Source organism: Brevibacterium sp. CBA3109 (genome assembly GCF_040256645.1).
Taxonomy (GTDB): Bacteria; Actinomycetota; Actinomycetes; order Actinomycetales; family Brevibacteriaceae; genus Brevibacterium; species Brevibacterium koreense.
Genome location: NZ_CP158281.1, coordinates 1,900,167 through 1,919,236, shown reverse-complemented (window position 1 = coordinate 1,919,236; position 19,070 = coordinate 1,900,167). Strand labels below are relative to the sequence as shown.

At 63.8% G+C, this 19,070-nt stretch carries 18 protein-coding genes; all 18 read left to right on the top strand.

The annotated features are described in order from the left end of the window. The first annotated feature begins 1 nt into the window (after position 1). Positions 2–664, top strand: a complete 663-nt coding sequence (rpe, locus tag AAFP32_RS08935) for a ribulose-phosphate 3-epimerase (RefSeq protein WP_350268836.1) — start codon at positions 2–4, stop codon at positions 662–664. A gap of 11 nt (positions 665–675) precedes the next feature. Next, complete coding sequence (locus tag AAFP32_RS08930; protein ID WP_350268835.1) at positions 676–1,341, top strand: nicotinamide mononucleotide transporter family protein; 666 nt, start codon at positions 676–678, stop codon at positions 1,339–1,341. Between the two features lie 62 nt (positions 1,342–1,403). Beyond that, on the top strand, positions 1,404–1,667 hold the full coding sequence (locus tag AAFP32_RS08925; RefSeq protein WP_350268834.1) for a phosphoribosyl-ATP diphosphatase: 264 nt from the start codon (positions 1,404–1,406) through the stop codon (positions 1,665–1,667). Between the two features lie 80 nt (positions 1,668–1,747). After that, the gene (gene hisG, locus AAFP32_RS08920) at positions 1,748–2,587 is read left to right on the top strand and encodes an ATP phosphoribosyltransferase (RefSeq protein ID WP_350268833.1); all 840 of its coding nucleotides are present in this window, start codon (positions 1,748–1,750) and stop codon (positions 2,585–2,587) included. 25 nt (positions 2,588–2,612) lie between these two features. Next, complete coding sequence (locus tag AAFP32_RS08915) at positions 2,613–3,029, top strand: PH domain-containing protein (RefSeq protein WP_350268832.1); 417 nt, start codon at positions 2,613–2,615, stop codon at positions 3,027–3,029. 2 nt (positions 3,030–3,031) lie between these two features. Next, positions 3,032–4,237 (top strand): CaiB/BaiF CoA-transferase family protein, encoded by a 1,206-nt coding sequence (locus AAFP32_RS08910; protein ID WP_350268831.1) that lies wholly within the window; start codon positions 3,032–3,034, stop codon positions 4,235–4,237. Between the two features lie 94 nt (positions 4,238–4,331). After that, on the top strand, positions 4,332–5,834 hold the full coding sequence (locus tag AAFP32_RS08905; protein ID WP_350268830.1) for a carboxyl transferase domain-containing protein: 1,503 nt from the start codon (positions 4,332–4,334) through the stop codon (positions 5,832–5,834). Positions 5,835–5,862: 28 nt separating this feature from the next. Next, positions 5,863–6,627: an imidazole glycerol phosphate synthase subunit HisF gene (hisF, locus tag AAFP32_RS08900; protein ID WP_350268829.1), complete on the top strand. Its 765-nt coding sequence runs from the start codon at positions 5,863–5,865 to the stop codon at positions 6,625–6,627. Further along, positions 6,624–6,995, top strand: coding sequence for a phosphoribosyl-AMP cyclohydrolase (gene hisI / locus AAFP32_RS08895; RefSeq protein ID WP_350268828.1), 372 nt, complete (start codon positions 6,624–6,626; stop codon positions 6,993–6,995). The genes hisF and hisI overlap by 4 nt, the downstream gene beginning before the upstream one ends. Continuing rightward, positions 6,985–8,547 carry an anthranilate synthase component I gene (gene trpE, locus AAFP32_RS08890; RefSeq protein WP_350268827.1) on the top strand — a complete coding sequence of 521 codons (1,563 nt, stop codon included), beginning with the start codon at positions 6,985–6,987 and terminating at the stop codon, positions 8,545–8,547. Before hisI ends, trpE begins: the two co-directional genes overlap by 11 nt. Position 8,548: 1 nt before the next feature. Continuing rightward, entirely contained in the window at positions 8,549–9,142 is a 594-nt protein-coding gene (locus AAFP32_RS08885; RefSeq protein WP_350268826.1) for a Trp biosynthesis-associated membrane protein, read from the top strand. Between the two features lie 98 nt (positions 9,143–9,240). Next, positions 9,241–9,510 carry an HGxxPAAW family protein gene (locus tag AAFP32_RS08880; protein ID WP_350268825.1) on the top strand — a complete coding sequence of 90 codons (270 nt, stop codon included), beginning with the start codon at positions 9,241–9,243 and terminating at the stop codon, positions 9,508–9,510. Continuing rightward, complete coding sequence (gene trpC / locus AAFP32_RS08875) at positions 9,507–10,310, top strand: indole-3-glycerol phosphate synthase TrpC (protein ID WP_350268824.1); 804 nt, start codon at positions 9,507–9,509, stop codon at positions 10,308–10,310. The genes AAFP32_RS08880 and trpC overlap by 4 nt, the downstream gene beginning before the upstream one ends. Positions 10,311–10,347: 37 nt before the next feature. Beyond that, entirely contained in the window at positions 10,348–11,562 is a 1,215-nt protein-coding gene (trpB, locus tag AAFP32_RS08870; protein ID WP_350268823.1) for a tryptophan synthase subunit beta, read from the top strand. After that, positions 11,559–12,350 (top strand): tryptophan synthase subunit alpha, encoded by a 792-nt coding sequence (trpA, locus tag AAFP32_RS08865; protein WP_350268822.1) that lies wholly within the window; start codon positions 11,559–11,561, stop codon positions 12,348–12,350. Before trpB ends, trpA begins: the two co-directional genes overlap by 4 nt. Then, positions 12,347–12,652, top strand: coding sequence for a hypothetical protein (locus AAFP32_RS08860; protein WP_350268821.1), 306 nt, complete (start codon positions 12,347–12,349; stop codon positions 12,650–12,652). Before trpA ends, AAFP32_RS08860 begins: the two co-directional genes overlap by 4 nt. A 187-nt stretch (positions 12,653–12,839) precedes the next feature. Beyond that, positions 12,840–17,540 carry a glutamate synthase large subunit gene (gene gltB / locus AAFP32_RS08855; protein WP_350268820.1) on the top strand — a complete coding sequence of 1,567 codons (4,701 nt, stop codon included), beginning with the start codon at positions 12,840–12,842 and terminating at the stop codon, positions 17,538–17,540. Next, complete coding sequence (locus AAFP32_RS08850) at positions 17,533–18,993, top strand: glutamate synthase subunit beta (RefSeq protein WP_350268819.1); 1,461 nt, start codon at positions 17,533–17,535, stop codon at positions 18,991–18,993. The genes gltB and AAFP32_RS08850 overlap by 8 nt, the downstream gene beginning before the upstream one ends. Positions 18,994–19,070 lie beyond the last annotated feature (77 nt).

Sequence of the window (19,070 nt, the reverse complement as noted above, 5' to 3'; positions counted from 1 at the left end):
AATGGCGATCGAGATCAACCCCAGCATCCTCAGCTCCGATTTTTCGGACCTGCGTGGTGAACTGGACAAAATCAGCACTGCCGACATGGCGCACATCGACGTGATGGACAACCATTTCGTCCCGAACCTCACCTTCGGCCCGCCCGTGGTCGAACGGATCCAGGCGATCAGCCCGATCCCGCTAGACGCCCACCTGATGATCGCCGAGGCGGACCGGCACGCCCCGGTCTACGCCGAACTCGGCTGCGCCTCGGTGACCTTTCACGCCGAGGCGGCCGCAGCGCCCGTACGCCTGGCCCGGGAGATCCGTAAGCTGGGGGCCAAAGCCAGCCTCGCACTCAAGCCGGCCACTCCTATCGAACCCTTCATCGACCTCCTCGGTGAGTTCGACCAGATCCTCATCATGACCGTCGAACCCGGTTTCGGCGGGCAGAAGTTCCTCGATGTGTGCCTGCCGAAGATCCGGCGAACCCGTGAGGCCATCTCGGCCACAGGGCTTGAGATCAAGCTGCAGGTCGATGGCGGAGTCTCGGCGTCGACGATCGAACGCGTCGTCGACGCGGGAGCCGATGTGCTCGTTGCAGGCTCCGCCGTCTACGGTGCCGACGACGCTGCCACCGCGATCTCAGGCCTGCGCGAACTCGCAGCATCCCACGTGCACTGAAGAAGGCCGAAATGGAACTGCTTGACTGGCTGAACACCCCAGCATTCGAACTACTGGGCAAACCCGTGCCGTACTCCGACCTGTTCGGCAACATCTGCGCCTTGGCCACCGTGGTCCTGGCGCTGCGGCGCAACATCCTGTCCTGGCCGGTCCAGATCCTGGGCTCTATCCTCCTCTTCGCAGCGAGCATCTCCGCGGGACTTGGCGGCAACGCCTCCCGCCAAGTCGTCATCATCGTCGCCGCAGTGTGGGGATGGACACAGTGGAAGAAGTCCCGGGAAGCCGCCGGCGAGGTCCTCGTCCGCTGGGCGACCTGGAAGGAGCGTCTGCTCCTGCTCGCCGGACTCCTCGTGGGCACAGGTGTCTTCGGCTATGTCCTGGCACTGGGCGGATGGTCCTGGAACCCCTATCCCGACGCCTACATCTTCGTCGGCTCACTCGTGGCGATGTACGCCCAGGGGCGCGCGATCGTCGAGTTCTGGTTCGTATGGCTGGCCGTCGACCTCGTCGGGATACCCCTGGCAGTAGCCGGGGGACTGGTGTTCTCCGGTGCCGTGTACCTCATCTTCCTCATCATGGTCGTCCTTGGCTTCATCGACTGGTCGAAGAGATCAAGCCAGACGATCTCCGCGCCGCACCGGGGTGCCACGGACATCAACCGCAGTACTGAGGGCTGAGGCTGTCCCGAGGATCGAGACCCCATGTGAGCGTGGCGTCGGCGATGTATTAGGCTGGTTTCGTGAAGACCTTTGACTCGCTCTACGCCGAACTCCTGCAGAAATCCCTCGATCGACCCGAAGGTTCGAAGACCGTGGCCGAGCTTGATGCCGGAGTCCATGCGATCGGGAAGAAGGTCGTCGAAGAAGCCGCAGAGGTCTGGATGGCGGCCGAATATGAGACCAAGGACGAGCTCGCCGAGGAGATCTCTCAGCTGCTCTACCACCTGCAGGTGCTCATGATTGCCAAGGATCTGCGCCTCGAGGACGTCAGCGCGCATCTGTAGCCGACCACGGTGATGCCCAGCCGAAGACCCGATCAGCCGTTGACGATGAAACACAAGACGATGAAATACAAAAGGACACCATGCTGCGTGTAGCCGTGCCGAACAAGGGCGCACTGTCCGAAGCTGCCTCCGAGATGCTCAGCGAGGCCGGATACTCCACCCGCCGTGGAAGTAAGACCCTCGTCCATCAAGACGAAGTCAACGACGTCGAATTCTTCTACCTGCGGCCGCGCGATATCGCCGTCTACGTCGGCTCGGGAATCCTCGACGCCGGCATCACCGGCCGCGACCTGCTGCTCGAGTCGAAGGCGGAAGCTCAGGAAATCGTCGGTCTCGGATTCGGTGCCTCTCGCTTCTTCTACGCCGGAGTCATAGGTTCCTACTCTTCGCCGACCCAGCTGGAAGGCGCCCGCATCGCCACCAGCTTCCCGAACCTCGTCGAAGCCGATCTGGCGGCCAGGGGCATCGACGCGAAGACTGTTCAGCTCGATGGCGCGATCGAAGTCTCCATCCAGCTCGGCGTCGCCGATGTGGTCGCCGACGTGGTCGAGACCGGCAGCACCCTGCGCGCTGCAGGGTTGGAGACGTTCGGCGAACCCCTGTTGGAATCCGAGGCCGTCCTCGTCCAACGCGAGGGTGCAGCCGACACGATCGAGGTGCTGCGCCGCCGTCTCGAATCCGTGATGGTGGCCCGGCAGTACGTTCTCGTCGACTACAACATCGAAGAGCGCCTCCTGCCTGAAGCACTGGGACTGACTCCCGGTCTCGAATCACCCACGATCTCCCCACTGCAGGAGACAGGCTGGGTGGCAGCCCGAGTCATGGTCGAATCCAAAGAGGTCAACAATGTCATGGACCGTCTCTACGCAGTCGGTGCCCGTGCGATTCTGGTGACGAACATTGGCGCCTGCCGAATCTGAATTCCGCGTCTTCAGACCCCGCCAGGTGCGCATCATCAGCACCGTCGGCGCAGTGGTGGTGTTCATCGGCTTCGCCGTGCTGTCACTCGCCCTGATCGTCGTGGACTGGGAACCCTGGACCCCGCTCGACGTGGTCTGGATGAACCTGCTCGGGATCATCTTCGCTGCAGCCCTGCTGCGCGTCGCCGATATCCAGGCCCGACCCAGCGAATCGGGTCTGGTCGTGAAGAACATGGTCAGGACGCGCACCTTCGCCTGGGGACAGATCCTCGGCGTCGCCTTCTCACCGGAGGGCGACGACCCGTGGCCCACCCTCGACCTGACCGACGGAACCACGTACACCGTGATGGCGATCCAGCACGCGGATGGACCCCGAGCCCACGAGGACTGTCAGCGATTGCGTATGCTCATCGCTAGATGGACCCACTTCAAGGAGGAATAGGAATGTCGAACGACACAATCGCAGGGGTCGAAGGCCCACTGACCGGATACACGGTCATCGACCTCTCCCGCGCATTGGCCGGCCCACATGCGGGAATGATGTTCGGCGACCTCGGTGCCCGAGTGATCAAGGTCGAGAACCCGGGCAAGGGGGATGACTCCCGGTCATGGGGCCCTCCGTTCGTCGGCCCCGAGGACGATCCGCAGGCCACGTACTTCTTCTCCTGCAACCGCAATAAGGAGTCCATCGCCCTCGACCTCAAGTCCGACACCGGCAAGGAGACACTGCGGGAACTGATCTCCCGCGCCGATGTGCTCATCGAGAACTTCCGCTCCGGCGTTCTCGAACGCCTCGGCTTCTCCACCACCGTGTGCATGGAGATCAACCCTCGCCTCGTGCTCCTCTCGATCACCGGCTTCGGCCACGACGGTCCCGAATCCTCCCGCGCAGGATACGACCAGATCGCCCAGGGCGAGGCCGGTCTCATGTCGCTGACCGGGTCCGGACCCGATGACATGCAGCGCGTCGGCGTACCCATTGCCGACCTCTTGGCCGGCATCTACGGCTCTTATGGTGTTCTCGCGGCACTGCTCGAACGTGAACGCACGGGCAAGGGCAAGGTCGTTCGCACCTCACTCATCGCCGGCATGGTCGGAGTTCACGCCTTTCAGGGCACACGCGCCACCGTGGCCGGGCAGAACCCTGAACCCGGCGGCAACCACCATCCTTCGCTCGCGCCCTATGGCTTGTTCAACTGCAAGGAAGGAGCCGTGCAGATCTCCGTGGGCAACGAGAACCTGTGGCAGAAGTTCTGCGCCGCATTCGACATCGACCCGGCCACTGAGGGCATGGGCGACAACGCCGCTCGTGTCGCGAACCGTCCGGCCGTCATCGAACTCATCGAAAGCAAGTTCGCCGCCTATGGAGGTGATGAGCTGCTCGCCAAGCTCGGAGACGCCGGAATCCCGTCGGGTACTGTCCGCACCCTCGAAGAGGTCTACTCGTGGGACCAGGCTCTGAGTCAGGGCCTCAAGGTCTCGGTCGACCATCCCGTCCTCGGCGACATCGACCTGCCCGGACCGCCCCTGCGGTTCTTCGACGCGGATGGCGAGTCCGAGGTCGAAACCACGAGGACCGCCCACGACGCGCCGCCTCTGCTGAACGAGGACGCCGATGCGATCGTGTCCTGGCTCGATTCGGACAGCTGAGGCCCCTGACCGCAGCGGCACCGCCCGATCCGCACAGGGTGGCCCGAATCCGCTTTACCGTTCGTCAGACACATCTGAAACAGGAGATAAGCACGTGGCACGGTTGAATGCACATGAACTTCTCGACATAGTCGTCGATGACGGATCCTTCGTGTCCTGGGACACAGCTCCGATCCTGCCCGCTGGGGGCGTCTCCGAAGATTACGCGGCCGAACTTGCCGCCGCCCGGGAGAAGTCGGGAGTCGATGAGTCCATCATCACCGGAGAGGGCATGATCGAGGGCCGTCGCGTCGCCATCGTCGCCGGGGAATTCCGATTCCTCGCCGGTTCGATCGGCGTTGCAGCGGCGCAGCGACTCGTTGATGCAATCGAACGTGCCACGCTCGAAGGACTGCCGCTGCTGGCCGGCCCGGCCTCGGGCGGAACCAGGATGCAGGAAGGCACGATCGCCTTCCTGTCGATGGTCAAGATCACCAATGCCGTCGTGGCCCATCGACGGGCGGGCCTGCCCTACCTCGTGTACCTGCGGCATCCCACCACCGGCGGCGTCTTCGCCTCCTGGGGGTCGATGGGCCACGTCACCGTTGCCGAGCCGGGATCACTCATCGGCTTCCTCGGTCCGCGTGTCTTCGAAGCCATCTACGCAGAGAAGTTCCCGGAGAACGTGCAGACAGGTGAGAACCTGCACAAGCACGGCATCATCGACGCAGTGATCGGTCCCGAGCGAATCCCGGCCACCGTTGCACGAGTCCTCGACGTCCTCATGGGAGCCAAAGAGGTCCCTCCCCGCGTGGCCGATCCCGACACTCGTCCGGAGATCGTCGACCCGAACTCTGGTGCATGGGAGGCGATCACGCGTTCCCGCAACCCTGATCGTCCCGGGGTTCGCGACCTGCTGCGTACCGCGGCCAACACCGTGCTTCCCCTCAACGGCACAGGGGAGGGTGAGAAGGACCCTGGGCTCCTGTTGGCATTGGCAAAATTCGGCTCCGCCCCGTGCATCGTGCTGGGTCAGGATCGTTTCCGCCAAGATTCCCGGGCACCGCTCGGGCCTGCGGCACTGCGAGAGGCCAGGCGCGGCATGCGGCTGGCGGCCGAACTCGATCTGCCACTCGTGACCGTCATCGACACCCCTGGTGCTGCGTTGTCGAAATCTGCGGAAGAGGGTGGAATCGCCGGAGAGATCGCCCGCAGCCTCGCCGACCTCGCCAACCTCGACGCGCCCTCGGTGTCCCTCATCCTGGGTGAGGGTTCCGGCGGGGGTGCCCTCGCGCTGATCCCGGCGGATCGAGTGCTCAGCGCCGAGAACGGGTGGCTATCGCCCCTGCCTCCGGAAGGTGCTTCGGCGATCGTGCATCGGACGACCGACCGCGCACCGGAGATGGCCCAGAGCCAAGGCGTGCATGCACCCATGCTCAAGGCGACGGGAGTCGTCGACCGCATCATCGCCGAACATCCGGATGCGAGTGAAGAGCCATTGGACTTCGTGTCCCGGGTTGGTGCGACACTGGAGTACGAACTCATCGAGCTCATGCGCGAGCCCTCTGCCCGGCGCCTGGCGCGCCGGATGGAACGGTATCGCACACTTGGAATCTGATCGCCGACTGGGAATCTAGGAGAGTCACATGGTTGCCATCAGAGTCATTCCGTGTCTGGACGTCGACGAAGGCCGTGTCGTCAAGGGCGTGAAGTTCGCTGATCTCAAGGACGCCGGCGATCCGGTCGAACTGGCCAGACGCTATGGGGAATCCGGGGCGGACGAACTGACGTTCCTCGATGTCACTGCCAGCAGCGGTGATCGGGAGACCGTTCACGACATCGTCCGCGCCTCTGCCGAAGAGGTCTTCATTCCTCTGACCGTCGGCGGCGGCATCCGCAGCGTCACCGACGTCGACCGGCTCCTGCGCGATGGGGCCGACAAAGTCGGCGTCAACACCTCCGCAGTCGCACGCCCCCAGCTGATCAGCGACATCGCCCATCACTTCGGCAATCAGGTCCTCGTCCTGTCCCTCGACGCCAGGCGTGCGCAGGGGACGCAGACGCGGTCTGGCTTCGAAGTCACCACACGCGGCGGTCGTGAGGGAACCGGTCGCTGCGCGATCGATTGGATCACCGAGGCGGCCGAGCGTGGCGTCGGCGAGATCCTGCTCAACTCCATCGACGCAGACGGCACTCGCGACGGGTTCGATCTCGAACTCATCGCCGCGGCTCGGGCAGCCGTCGACGTCCCTCTGATCGCATCCGGGGGAGCCGGACGGGTGGAACACTTCGCACCGGCCGTGGCTGCCGGAGCGGACGCGCTGCTGGCTGCGAGTGTCTTCCACTTCGGGACGCTGAGCATCGTCGAAGTCAAGGACGCACTGCGAAGGGAAGGGATCGAAGTCCGATGAGCACACACGATTCTGCTGCCGAAGTCGATGCGAATCCGAAGAACTGGCGCGAACTGATCACGGTCAACGCCGACGGGCTCATTCCCGTCATCGTCCAGGAGGTCACGACCCGTGAGGTCCTCATGATGGCCTGGATGGACACCGAAGCCATCGAGCGCACCCTGAGCAGCGGCGCCGCAGTCTACTGGTCGCGGTCCCGGCAGGAATACTGGGTCAAAGGCGAGACCTCGGGTCACACTCAGAAGGTGGCCTCCCTGAGCCTCGACTGCGATTGCGACGCTCTGCTCATGGAGGTTGAACAGACCGGGCCGGCCTGCCACACCCTGACCCCGACGTGCTTCACCGGAAGGACCATCAGTGCCAACTGACACACGGACGACTGACACCGGGCTGACGATCCGCCCCAGCCTCGATGAGTTCCGGGCCTCGGGCGCCGATCACCGTCTGGTGCCAGTCCACGCGGAAGTTCTGGCCGACACCGAGACTCCGTTGAGCCTGTACAGCAAACTCACAGACGGCGGCCCCGGCAGTTTTCTCTTCGAGTCGGCTGTGTCCGGAGCCTGGGCGCGCTACTCATTCATCGGCTCCGCCCCCGTGGCCACCCTGATCTCCGAGGACGAGAGTTTTCGGTGGGAAGGCACACCTCCGGTGGGAATCCCCACCGAAGGCAGCGTCCTCGATGCAGTCACCGCGACCCTTGAACTGCTTGCCGTCGATGCGACCGAGTCGGTTCTTCCCCCGATGGTCTCGAGCTTCGTGGGGTACTTCGGTTGGGACATCGTACGTCAGTTCGAAAGGCTTGGACCCGCCCGAGTCAACGAGCATCATCTGCCGACCGTACAGCTGATGATCCCCGGCGATATCGCGGTCTACGACCACTACTCAGGAACTCTCACGCTCGTCGCCAACGTCTTCAACGTCAATGGTGCCGACACCGGCATCGACGATGCATACCACGCGGGTGTGGAGCGGATCGAAGCGATGCTCGCGAGGATCAGCAGGCCCAGCGAAGCCGAGATCTCGAGCACGCACTTCGTCAAGCCCGAGGTGTCGACCCGCACCGACCCTCAGGTCTACCTCGACAACGTCGAACGGGCCAAGTCCGAGATCGTTGATGGGGAGATCTTCCAAGTCGTCCTCGGACAGCGCTTCGACACCGAATGCGAAGCCGATCCGCTGACCGTCTATCGGATGCTGCGCCATTCGAACCCCAGTCCATTCATGTATCTCCTCAACCTCCATGACGACCGGGGGCAGCCTGCCAGCATCATCGGCTCGTCCCCGGAAGCTCTCGTCACGGTCCGCTCCGGGGACGTCGTCACCCACCCGATCGCCGGCTCGCGACCTCGGGGCGCGACGACCGAAGAGGACTCGTCGCTGGCCAGAGACCTGATCAGCGACGAGAAGGAACGTGCCGAACACCTCATGCTCGTCGACCTTGCCCGCAACGACCTCGCAAAGGTCTGTCGGGCGGGCACAGTCGATGTCAGCGAGTTCATGGACATCGTGCGCTACAGCCACATCATGCACATCTCTTCGACCGTGCGCGGTGAGCTCGCTCCCGGCCACGGGGCCGTGGACGTACTGCGTGCCACGTTCCCGGCAGGCACTCTCTCCGGAGCACCGAAGCCTCGCGCTCTGCAGATCATCGACGAGCTCGAAACCATCGGCCGCGGAATCTACGGGGGAGTTGTCGGCTACATGTCGTTCACCGGCGACCTCGATCTGGCGATCGCCATCCGCACCGGAGTCCTTCGCGAATCGGTCATGAGCGTCTATGCCGGCGGGGGACTCGTTGCCGATTCGGTTCCTGAAACCGAATATCTGGAATCACAGAACAAAGCGGCCGCAGTCCTGGGGGCAGCGGCAGCAGCCAGCGCGGTGGTCAAACTCGGAGCCTCGACCAGGGAATGTGGCTGAGATGACGAAATCACGCGGTGTTCTCCTTGTCCTTATTCTGGCCGGTGCTCTGTGGGTGATCAGCCTCGCGTCCTGGCAGGGCAGCGTCGCCGGCGACACGCTTGGGCCCGCAGGCGTGGCCGATGTCACAGAGGATGCGAGTTCGCAGGCATCGCCGGTCGCCACCGCCTGCGTCGCAATCATCGCCGTCACCGGGCTGCTCTCAGCCATGCTGGGTAAGGTCGGGCGTTTCGTCGTTCTCGGCTTCGCCGCGCTGGCCGCCATCGGCTACGGCCTGACCGCACTGCAGTCCATTTCCTCTCCCGGGGCCACCGCCTGGCCGATCGTGGGCCTGTGCGCGGCAGCCAGCGCGCTCATCGTCATTGTCTACGTGGCCTTCGCTTCAGCCAGATGGGCCAATTCGAACCGGTACGCCAGGACGGCGGAAGCAGGCGGTGAAGAATTCGATTCGGCAGCGACCTGGGATGCACTCTCACGCGGAGATGATCCCGAGCCCGGCCCGAGGACCCCGGGGTCAGACATCGGCAACGACGTCGGACCGACATCCGATGACCCTGATTCCACTGCCGGTGGGGCGGATGACGGATCGAAATGACCTCGTGACCGGGCCGGTGTCTCGGCCCAACTCGAAGCGTGTCACAATGGATGCAACAAGTTTTCACACGTGCCACGCCTGCATCTCTAAGGAGCACCATGTCGCAATCCGTCGCTCGTAACGGCGCAACCGATCTCGACAAATCGACGATCGACTATGCAGCCATCGCCGACCCAGGACACGGAAACTCCGTGGCTGGTTGGACCGGTGTCATCATCATGCTGGTCGGCGTGACCATCGGCTGCGTCGGGTTCACGATCCACACCGCGACCATCACCTATGTCGGTGTCGGCGTCGTCGCGCTCGGCCTCATCGTCGGCCTGATCCTGCGTGCCGTCGGTCTGGGAAACAAGCCGAAGAATAAATGACGGTTCTCGACGACATAGTCGCCGGTGTGCGCGACGATCTCGCCGAACGTCGGAGGCAGACACCACTGGCAGACGTCATCGACCGAGCGCGTGAGGCCCAGCCTGCGCGTGCGTTCGATCTTGATGCCGACTTCGGCGTCATCGCCGAGGTGAAGCGACGTTCTCCCTCCCGCGGAGACCTCGCCCACATCCCTGATCCGGGGACCCTGGCTGGCCTCTATGCCGCCGGGGGAGCACGGGCGATCAGTGTCCTCACCGAAGGGCGGCGCTTCTCCGGCAGTCTGGAGGACCTCGACTCCGTCCGTGCAGCCGTTGACATTCCCGTCCTGCGCAAGGACTTCATGGTCGAGGAGTACCAGTTCCATGAAGCCCGCGCCCACGGTGCCGATCTCGTCCTTCTCATCGTTGCGGCACTCGAGGTCGAACAGCTCCAGGAGTTCCATGCTCTGGCCAATGAACTCGGGATGACGGCCCTCGTTGAGACCCACAACGCGCAAGAGCTGGCGATCGCGGCCGAACTCGATGCCCCTCTGATCGGCATCAACACGCGCAACCTCAAGGATCTCAGCGTCGACACGAATCGTTTCGCGCCGCTGGCAGACCTGGCACCGCCGGAATGCACACTCGTCGCAGAGTCCGGGGTCACGGGCCTTGAAGATGTCGAGACCTACGCCGGCGCCGGGGCTGATCTCGTGCTCGTAGGCGAAGCGCTCGTCACCGGCGGCGATGCTGAGTCCGCTGTGGCCGCGTTCACCTCGACCGGGTGCCGGCGCCGGGCTGCGACCAGCAGTCAGTCTTGATCCACCCGACCACCATTTCGAACCACGAAGGACTGCAATGACCGATGTGAGCCAGGAGAACGGACCCTACTTCGGTTCGTACGGAGGCAGGTTCTTCCCAGAAGCGCTGATCCCCGCACTCGAGGAGATCGAGGAGACATGGCGCAAATCCCAGGTTGATCCGGAGTTCACTCAGCAGCTGCTGGAGCTGCAGAAGAACTACATCGGCCGTCCCAGCCTGCTCACCGAGGCCACCCGGTTCGCCGCGCACTGCGGCGGAGCCAGGGTGTTCCTGAAGCGTGAGGACCTCAATCACACCGGCAGTCACAAGATCAACAACGCTCTGGGACAGGCTCTGTTGGCCAAGCGCATGGGAAAGACCCGTGTCATTGCTGAGACCGGAGCCGGGCAGCACGGCGTGGCCACAGCCACAGCAGCAGCTCTCCTCGATATGGAGTGCGAGGTCTACATGGGCGAAGAGGACACCCAGCGGCAGGCGCTCAATGTCGCTCGGATGCGTCTGCTCGGTGCGAAGGTCAACTCCGTGTCCAACGGCACCAAGACACTCAAAGACGCGATGAACGAAGCGATGCGCGACTGGGTCGCCAACGTGGATCGTACGCACTACATCATCGGCACCGTCGCCGGGCCGCACCCCTTCCCGGCCATGGTCCGCTCGTTCCAGGACGTCATCGGCATCGAATCCCGTGAACAGATCCTGAGCGCCGTCGGTCGTCTGCCCGACGCGGTGTGCGCCTGCGTCGGCGGCGGGTCGAACGCCATGGGCATCTTCGCTGCCTTCCTCTCAGACACCGATGTGAAGATCTTCGGCTTCGAAGCCGGAGGAGAAGGCGTCGACAGTGGCCGCCACGCAGCCCGGTTCTCCGGCGGACGCCCGGGAGTCCTCCATGGTTCCGCCACCTACATCCTGCAGGACGAGGATGGTCAGACCCGAGGATCCCACTCGATCTCGGCCGGGCTCGACTACCCGTCGGTGGGCCCTGAGCATTCCTACCTTCATGACACGCAACGCGTGACCTACGAACCGGTTGTCGATGAAGAGGCGATGGACGCCATGCAGCTGCTGTCACGGACCGAAGGCATCATCCCCGCGATCGAATCCGCTCATGCCCTGGCCGGCGCGATGCGCGTGGGACAGGAACTCGGCAGCGACGCGGTCCTGCTCGTCAACCTCTCCGGGCGTGGCGACAAGGACATGACGACCGCGGGCAAATGGTTCAATTACTTCGATGAAGGAGCTGTGCAGGTATGACGAGCTCAGGATTCCGAACCGGTACCACTCTCGACGCGGTCGCTCAGGCGGGCCGCAAGGCCGCATTGATCGGTTACCTGCCTGTCGGCTTCCCCACTGTCGAGGGTTCCATTGAGGCAATGGTCGAACTCGTGAAGTCCGGAGTCGACATCGTCGAGGTCGGCATGCCCTACTCGGACCCAGGAATGGATGGTCCCGTCATTCAACGTGCCGCCGAGCAGGGACTGGCTGCCGGGGTGCGGACCTCCGATATCTTCTCTGCCGTCTCAGCTGTCGCGCAGGCCGGTGGAACGGCCGTTGTGATGAGCTATTGGAACATCGTGCTGCAGTACGGTGTCTCGGCCTTCGCCCGCGACCTGGACTCGGCCGGTGGCGGAGGCATCATCACCCCGGATCTCATCCCCGATGAGGCATCCGAATGGGTGAGCGCATCGGACGCATACGACCTTGACCGGATCTTCCTCGCTGCCCCTTCCTCGACGCCCGAACGCCTGGCCGCCATCGTCGCCGCGAGCCGCGGATTCGTCTATGCCGCATCGACGATGGGTGTGACCGGAGTCCGCTCCGAGGTTGACAATCACGCTCGCGACCTGGTCACCCGTCTCAAGGACGCCGGAGCACCGCACGCCTGCGTCGGGCTCGGTGTCTCGACGCGCGAACAGGCCGCAGAGGTCGCCGACTACGCCGACGGCGTCATCGTCGGCTCGGCGCTCGTGCGCGCTCTTGACAGCGATGGAGTCAGCGGAATCGCCACCTTGGCCGCTGAGCTCGCCGAGGGCTGTGCATGAGCCGGGCTCACCTGCTTGCGGCCGATACCGGCCTTCAGCTGGGCTCCGCTACGATCCCGATCTGGACCCTGTGGGTGCTTGCGCTCCTCGTGGTCCTGCTCATCGTCGGTATCGTCGTCTTTCGTCTGGCTCGTCGCGCCCGGAAACTGGCACGAGCGAGCGATGATGCCTCGCAGGGTGCCGGCGATGACTTCGGCGGGCACAGTTTCGGATATTTCGGAGCGGTCACCTCGGCGATCTCGATCACCCCCGATGTGAAGCCGAGATCTCGGGGCGACAGCGGTTCGAAGTCCGACGACTGAGACGTTTTGGTTCGCTGAACGGTCCTTTTTCAGTGTCAACCTGAGCTGCCCAGGGGTGTAGATTGGGGATCCGACCGTGAGAACCACGTCACAATAGTGTCTGAGGACGATCTTCGAAGGGCACCACAGCAGCAGCTAGAGACAGCGCCGTCTTTAACGTAAGTTCCTACACCCCGTGAAGGCAGCGATGTACAGTGAAGATCCATCGACCCCGAAAACCCCGCGCCGCCCAGTGCGCGCCGGACTCTACGACCCCGCACTCGAACACGATGCCTGCGGACTCGCACTCATCGTTCGCTATCGCGGACCTGCCGACCACCAGGTCGTCGACCAGGCTCTGAGTGCACTGCGAAAGCTAGAGCATCGAGGCGGAGTCGGTTCCGACGAAGGCACCGGCGACGGTGCGGGGATCACCCTCCAGATACCCCATGACTATTTCGCGAAGGTGCTGCGTGAGGCGGGCATCGAGCTTCCGGAACCCGGCACCTATGCCGCGGGCATCGGCTTCTTCGCCCAGGACTACCGAACAGATCTCATTCCCGATGCGGCGTTTCTCACGGACTACGGAGATGCCCCGGGCGCTGACAGGATGGCTGAAACACCGGCGGATCAGGAAGACCTCGTCGAGCGCATCGCCGCCGAGGAAGGCCTGCGGGTTCTCGCCTTCCGCGACGTTGCCCACGATGCGAGCGTGCTCGGTGAGACCGCACGCACCACGATGCCGCGCATGCGCCAGCTCTTCCTCACCATTGACGAGAGATTCCCCTCTCGGGATGCACAGGATCTGAGCCGCCGGTCCTACATCGTGCGGAAGCGCCTCGATCACGCAGGCCTCTACTGTCCCTCGCTGAATCCAGGCACCATCACCTATAAGGGCATGCTCTCGACAGGACAGCTGTCCGCCTTCTATACGGAACTGCTCGACGAACGTGTGACCTCGCGCATCGCACTCGTGCACTCACGGTTCTCGACGAACACGTTCCCGTCCTGGCAGTTGGCACAGCCCTTCGGAACGATCGCCCACAATGGGGAGATCAACACGGTGCGCGGCAACCGCAACTGGATGCAGGCCAGGGAATCGACACTGGCCTCGGACCTCCTCGTCTCCCCGGTGCCCGGTACCTCGACGAGCCTGGACAGGCTGTGTCCGATCGTGCCGCCCGGAGCCTCCGACTCGGCCTCATTCAACTCGGTGCTCGAACTCATGGTCGCCTCGGGCAGATCGCTTCCGCAGGCAATGCTGATGATGATCCCAGAAGCCTGGGAGAACAACCCCGGCATGGGGGAGTCGCGCAAGGCGTTCTACGAATACCACTCTCTGCTGATGGAGCCGTGGGACGGACCCGCCTGTGTGGCATTCACCGACGGGACTCTGGCCGGGGCTGTCCTGGACCGCAATGGTCTCAGACCCGCTCGCTACGTCATGACGTCTGACACTGTGGTCCTCGCCAGTGAGATCGGTGTCGTCGACCTGCCCGAGTCGGACATAGTCGCCCGCGGTCGACTGACCCCGGGGCGCATGTTCCTCGTCGACACGGAATCCGAGCGGATCATCTCCGACACCGAGATCAAGAACCAACTGGCCACCGAGCACCCTTATGAGGATTGGGTCAAGGGCTGCTCCCGCCGACTGGCTGACCTGCCCACCCGAGTCCACGTCACCCACCCGCAGGCTTCCGTCCGGAGACGCCAGCGCACCTTCGGCTACACCGAAGAGGAGCTGCGGATCCTGATCTCGCCGATGGCAGAGACCGGAGCCGAGCCGCTCGGCGCCATGGGCACGGACACCGCGATCGCGGCACTGAGCACACGGCCCAGACTTCTCTTCGACTACTTCCATCAGAACTTCGCACAGGTGACGAACCCGCCATTGGACTCCATCCGGGAGGACATCGTCACCAGCATGTCCTCGGGCATCGGACGTGAAGGCAACCTCCTTCAGTTCGCGCGCCCAGACTCCGCGCACATCCTGCTCGACCGACCCGTCATCGACAACGACGAACTCACTGCGATTGCACACGTACAGGGCCACCACCTCGGCGTCGACGATGGTCGACCCAGCGTGACCCTGCCGGGGCTGTACTCGGTGAATGCGGGTCCCGAAGCGATGAGGATGCGTCTCGACGCACTGTGTCAGGAAGCGAGCGCCGCGGTCGAGGCCGGTGCCGTGTTCATCATCCTCAGCGACAGGGATTCGACGGCAGATCTCGCTCCGATCCCGTCCCTGCTGCTGACCTCAGCACTCCATCACCACCTCGTCCGGCAGCGTTCGCGCACTCGTGTGTCCATCATCGTCGAGGCAGGTGACGTGCGGGAGGTCCACCACGTTGCCACATTGGTGGCCTTCGGCGCCTCAGCGGTCAACCCTTATCTCGTCATGGAGTCGGCGGAGGCGCTCGTACGATCGGAGCGGATCGGGGGCGTCAGCGAATCCGCGGCCGTGGCGAATGTGCTTGCGGCACTGAACAAGGGGCTGCTGAAGATCATGTCGAAGATGGGGATCTCGACGGTGCAGTCCTATCACGGCGCGCAGACCTTTGAAGCTCTCGGACTCTGCGCTGACTTCATCGACGAGTACTTCACCTCCACCCCACATCAGCTGGGCGGGAAGGGGATCATCGAGATCACTGCGGAGTCGAGCGCCCGACACGCCGACGCCCACCGCGACGATCATCCCAAGCCTGCGCACCGGGACCTGCGGGTCGGCGGTGAATACCAATGGCGGCGAGAAGGACCTGGTCATCTGTTCAACCCGGAGACGATCTTCAAACTCCAGCACTCCACAGCCACCGGACGATTCGACATCTTCGGTGAGTACACCCGGGCAGTCAACGAGCAGTCGCGTGAGCTGATGACGCTGCGTGGCCTGTTCGAACTCGTGCCCGTCGACACCGGTCCCATCGATATCGCCGAGGTGGAACCCGCTGCGGAGATCATGAAGCGCTTCTCCACCGGAGCCATGAGCTACGGCTCCCTGTCGCAGGAGGCGCACGAAACGCTGGCCATCGCGATGAACCGCATCGGCGGCAAGTCCAACACGGGCGAGGGCGGGGAAGACACCGAACGTCTTATCGATCCCGAACGCCGCTCAGCGATCAAGCAGATCGCCAGCGGTCGCTTCGGTGTGACCAGCCACTACCTGACCGAGGCCGACGATCTGCAGATCAAGATGGCCCAGGGAGCGAAACCCGGTGAGGGCGGTCAGCTGCCGGGAGCCAAGGTCTACCCGTGGATCGCAAAGACCCGTCACTCCACTCCCGGAGTCGGACTCATCTCCCCACCACCGCATCATGACATCTATTCCATTGAGGACCTGGCACAGCTCATCCACGATCTCGGTCGGGCCAACGCCCGGGCCCGTGTGCACGTCAAACTCGTGTCCGGGATCGGGGTCGGCACGGTTGCCGCCGGGGTGGCCAAGGCCGGCGCGGACGTCGTGCTCATCTCCGGCCACGACGGAGGAACTGGAGCCAGCCCGCTGAACTCACTTAAGCACGCCGGCACCCCATGGGAACTCGGCCTCGCCGAGGCCCAGCAGACACTGGTGCTCAACGGTCTGCGGGAGAAGGTCAGCGTTCAGGTCGACGGGCAGCTGAAAACAGGTCGAGACGTCATCGTCGCCGCTCTGCTCGGAGGTGAGGAATTCGGGTTCGCGACCACAGCTCTCGTCGTCTCGGGCTGCATCATGATGCGCGTCTGCCACAAAGACACCTGCCCTGTCGGTGTTGCGACCCAGAATCCGAAGCTGCGTGAGCGCTTCCATGGTCAGGCCGACCACGTGGTGAACTTCTTCACCTTCATCGCCGAGGAGGTGCGCGGCTACCTTGCGGAACTGGGCCTGCGGACGCTCGATGAAGCCATCGGTGCAGTCGAGAGGCTGCGCATCGATGACGAACAAGAGCGCGCCTCTGGGCTGAACCTTGACCTGGCCTCGATTCTGAAGGTGCCCGAAGACATTCACGGCAGCACCGCCTCGGCCCGCAAATGCACTACAGGAGTCGACCGCGATTTCGCGGGCGAACTCGATCTGCGACTGTTGGCTGAGGCAGAGAAGTCGATCCAGTCCGGAACCGAGGTCACGATCACCACGGCGATTGAGAACACGGACCGCAGCGTCGGCACGCTGCTGGGCCATCACGTCACCCGCGCCCACGCGGACCGCGGACTGCCCGAGCACACGATCAGACTGAAGCTGCACGGCACCGCAGGGCAGTCGCTGGGGGCGTTCCTGCCTCGTGGAGTCAGCATCGACCTGCACGGGGATGCCAACGACTACGTCGGCAAGGGACTCTCCGGAGGAACGATCAGCGTGCATCCGCACGCTGAGAACCCGACTCGCCCCGAACACAATGTGATCGCGGGCAATGTCCTGGGCTACGGTGCGACTACCGGCAAGCTGTTCGTGTCCGGGCAGGTGGGTGAGCGGTTCATGGTGCGCAATTCCGGCGCCGAGGCGGTCGTCGAGGGAATCGGCGACCACGGCCTTGAGTACATGACAGGAGGAATCGCCGTGATCCTCGGCGCAATCGGACGCAACTTCGCCGCCGGAATGTCCGGTGGCACGGCATACGTCCTGGATTTCAATCCGGCCCGGCTCAACCCCAAGGAACGCGCCGCGGGTGTGTTCCGCTTCACCGGGGTCGGAGTCGTTGATATGGACGTCCTGCAGCGACTGCTGTCTGAACATGTTCAGTGGACGAATTCACCCCTGGCCGCGCAGCTGCTCGAGGGACTGAGCAGAGGAGAGGACGTCCTGTCCCGCTTCACGAAGATCATTCCCGTCGCGTATGCGATGGTCAAGGACGTTCAGGACGAACTCACCGCGGCTGGAGAGCCTGCGGATTCCGAAACCGCCTGGCACACAATTCTGGAGGTTGCCAATGGCTGATCCACACGGATTCCTGAGCGTCGATCACAGGGAGACGCCCCGGCGGCGTCCGGTCCCGATCCGTCTCATGGACTATCGGGAGGTCTACGAGGCGGGAGACCCCGAACAGCTGCGCAGACAGGCCTCACGCTGCATGGACTGCGGTGTACCCTTCTGCCATCAGGGGTGTCCCTTGGGCAATCTGATTCCCGAGTTCAACGATGCAATGTACCGGGGAGAGCTGCCACGGGCGGTCGAACTCCTCCATGCGACGAACAACTTCCCGGAATTCACCGGCAGGGCCTGCCCTGCACCATGTGAGAGCGCCTGTGTCCTCGGCATCAACCAGCCGGCGGTGACGATCAAACAGGTCGAGGTGACCATCGTCGACCAGGGATTCGCCGCTGGCCTCATCCAACCGGTGATCCCCGAACGGATCACCGGGCACACGGTGGCCGTCATCGGTTCGGGTCCCTCCGGCCTCGCTGCTGCCCAACAGCTGACCAGAGCCGGTCACACCGTCGTCGTCTACGAACGCGATGACCGCCTCGGCGGCCTGCTGCGCTACGGGATACCCGACTTCAAACTCGAGAAGCATCATATCGATCGCCGTCTCGATCAGATGCGGTCCGAAGGCACTCGTTTCAAGCCCTCGGCCGATATCGGCGCCGACATCAGACTCGAGGAGCTGCAGTCCAGCTTCGATGCGGTCGTTGTGTGCACGGGAGCCACGGTGCCCCGGGACATGGACATCGGTGGGCGGGACCTGGCCGGGGTCGAATTCGCGATGGACTACCTGGTGCCCTCGAACCGAGTGCAGGCGGGGGAGGCCTCGAGTCCCGGCGGGGCCGGAGAGTACATCGATGCCCGAGGCAAACACGTCATCATCATCGGTGGCGGCGATACGGGAGCCGACTGTCTGGGCACGGCGCTGCGGCAAGCCGCGGCCTCGGTGACTACCTTGGCGATCGGAGCGCAACCTCCTGCCGACCGCAGCGAATCCGACCCGTGGCCGACGGTTCCACGGATCTTCGAGGTTCAGTCCTCTCATGAGGAGGGTGGAACGCGGCGATACCTCGCATCGACAACAGGGTTCGTCGGCGATGATCAGGGCAGAGTGATCGGCATCGATGTCGCCGAGACCCAGTACGTCGACGGTCGGCGCATTCCAGCACCCGGCACCGAGCACCGTCTCGACGCCGATCTCGTCCTCCTGGCACTCGGGTTCTCAGGCCCCGAGCCCGAGGCGCTGGAACTCGACGTGGCTGCGGGCGGTTCCTTTGCCCGCGACGACTCCTATTCGGCGTCAGCACCAGGAGTCTTCATCGCCGGTGACGCCGGTCGGGGCCAGTCGCTCATCGTGTGGGCCATCGCCGAAGGTCGGTCGGTTGCGGCCGAGGTCGATCGGTTCCTCACCGGTTCTTCACGCCTACCCGAACCGGTCGGACCACACGATAAAAGTTTTAAATGTTAAGATGGATGGTGTCAATTAATGAGAAGTCCGCACGGAGATGTGCGTGATTCTCCTCCGACGAACAGACGTGGCGGGCG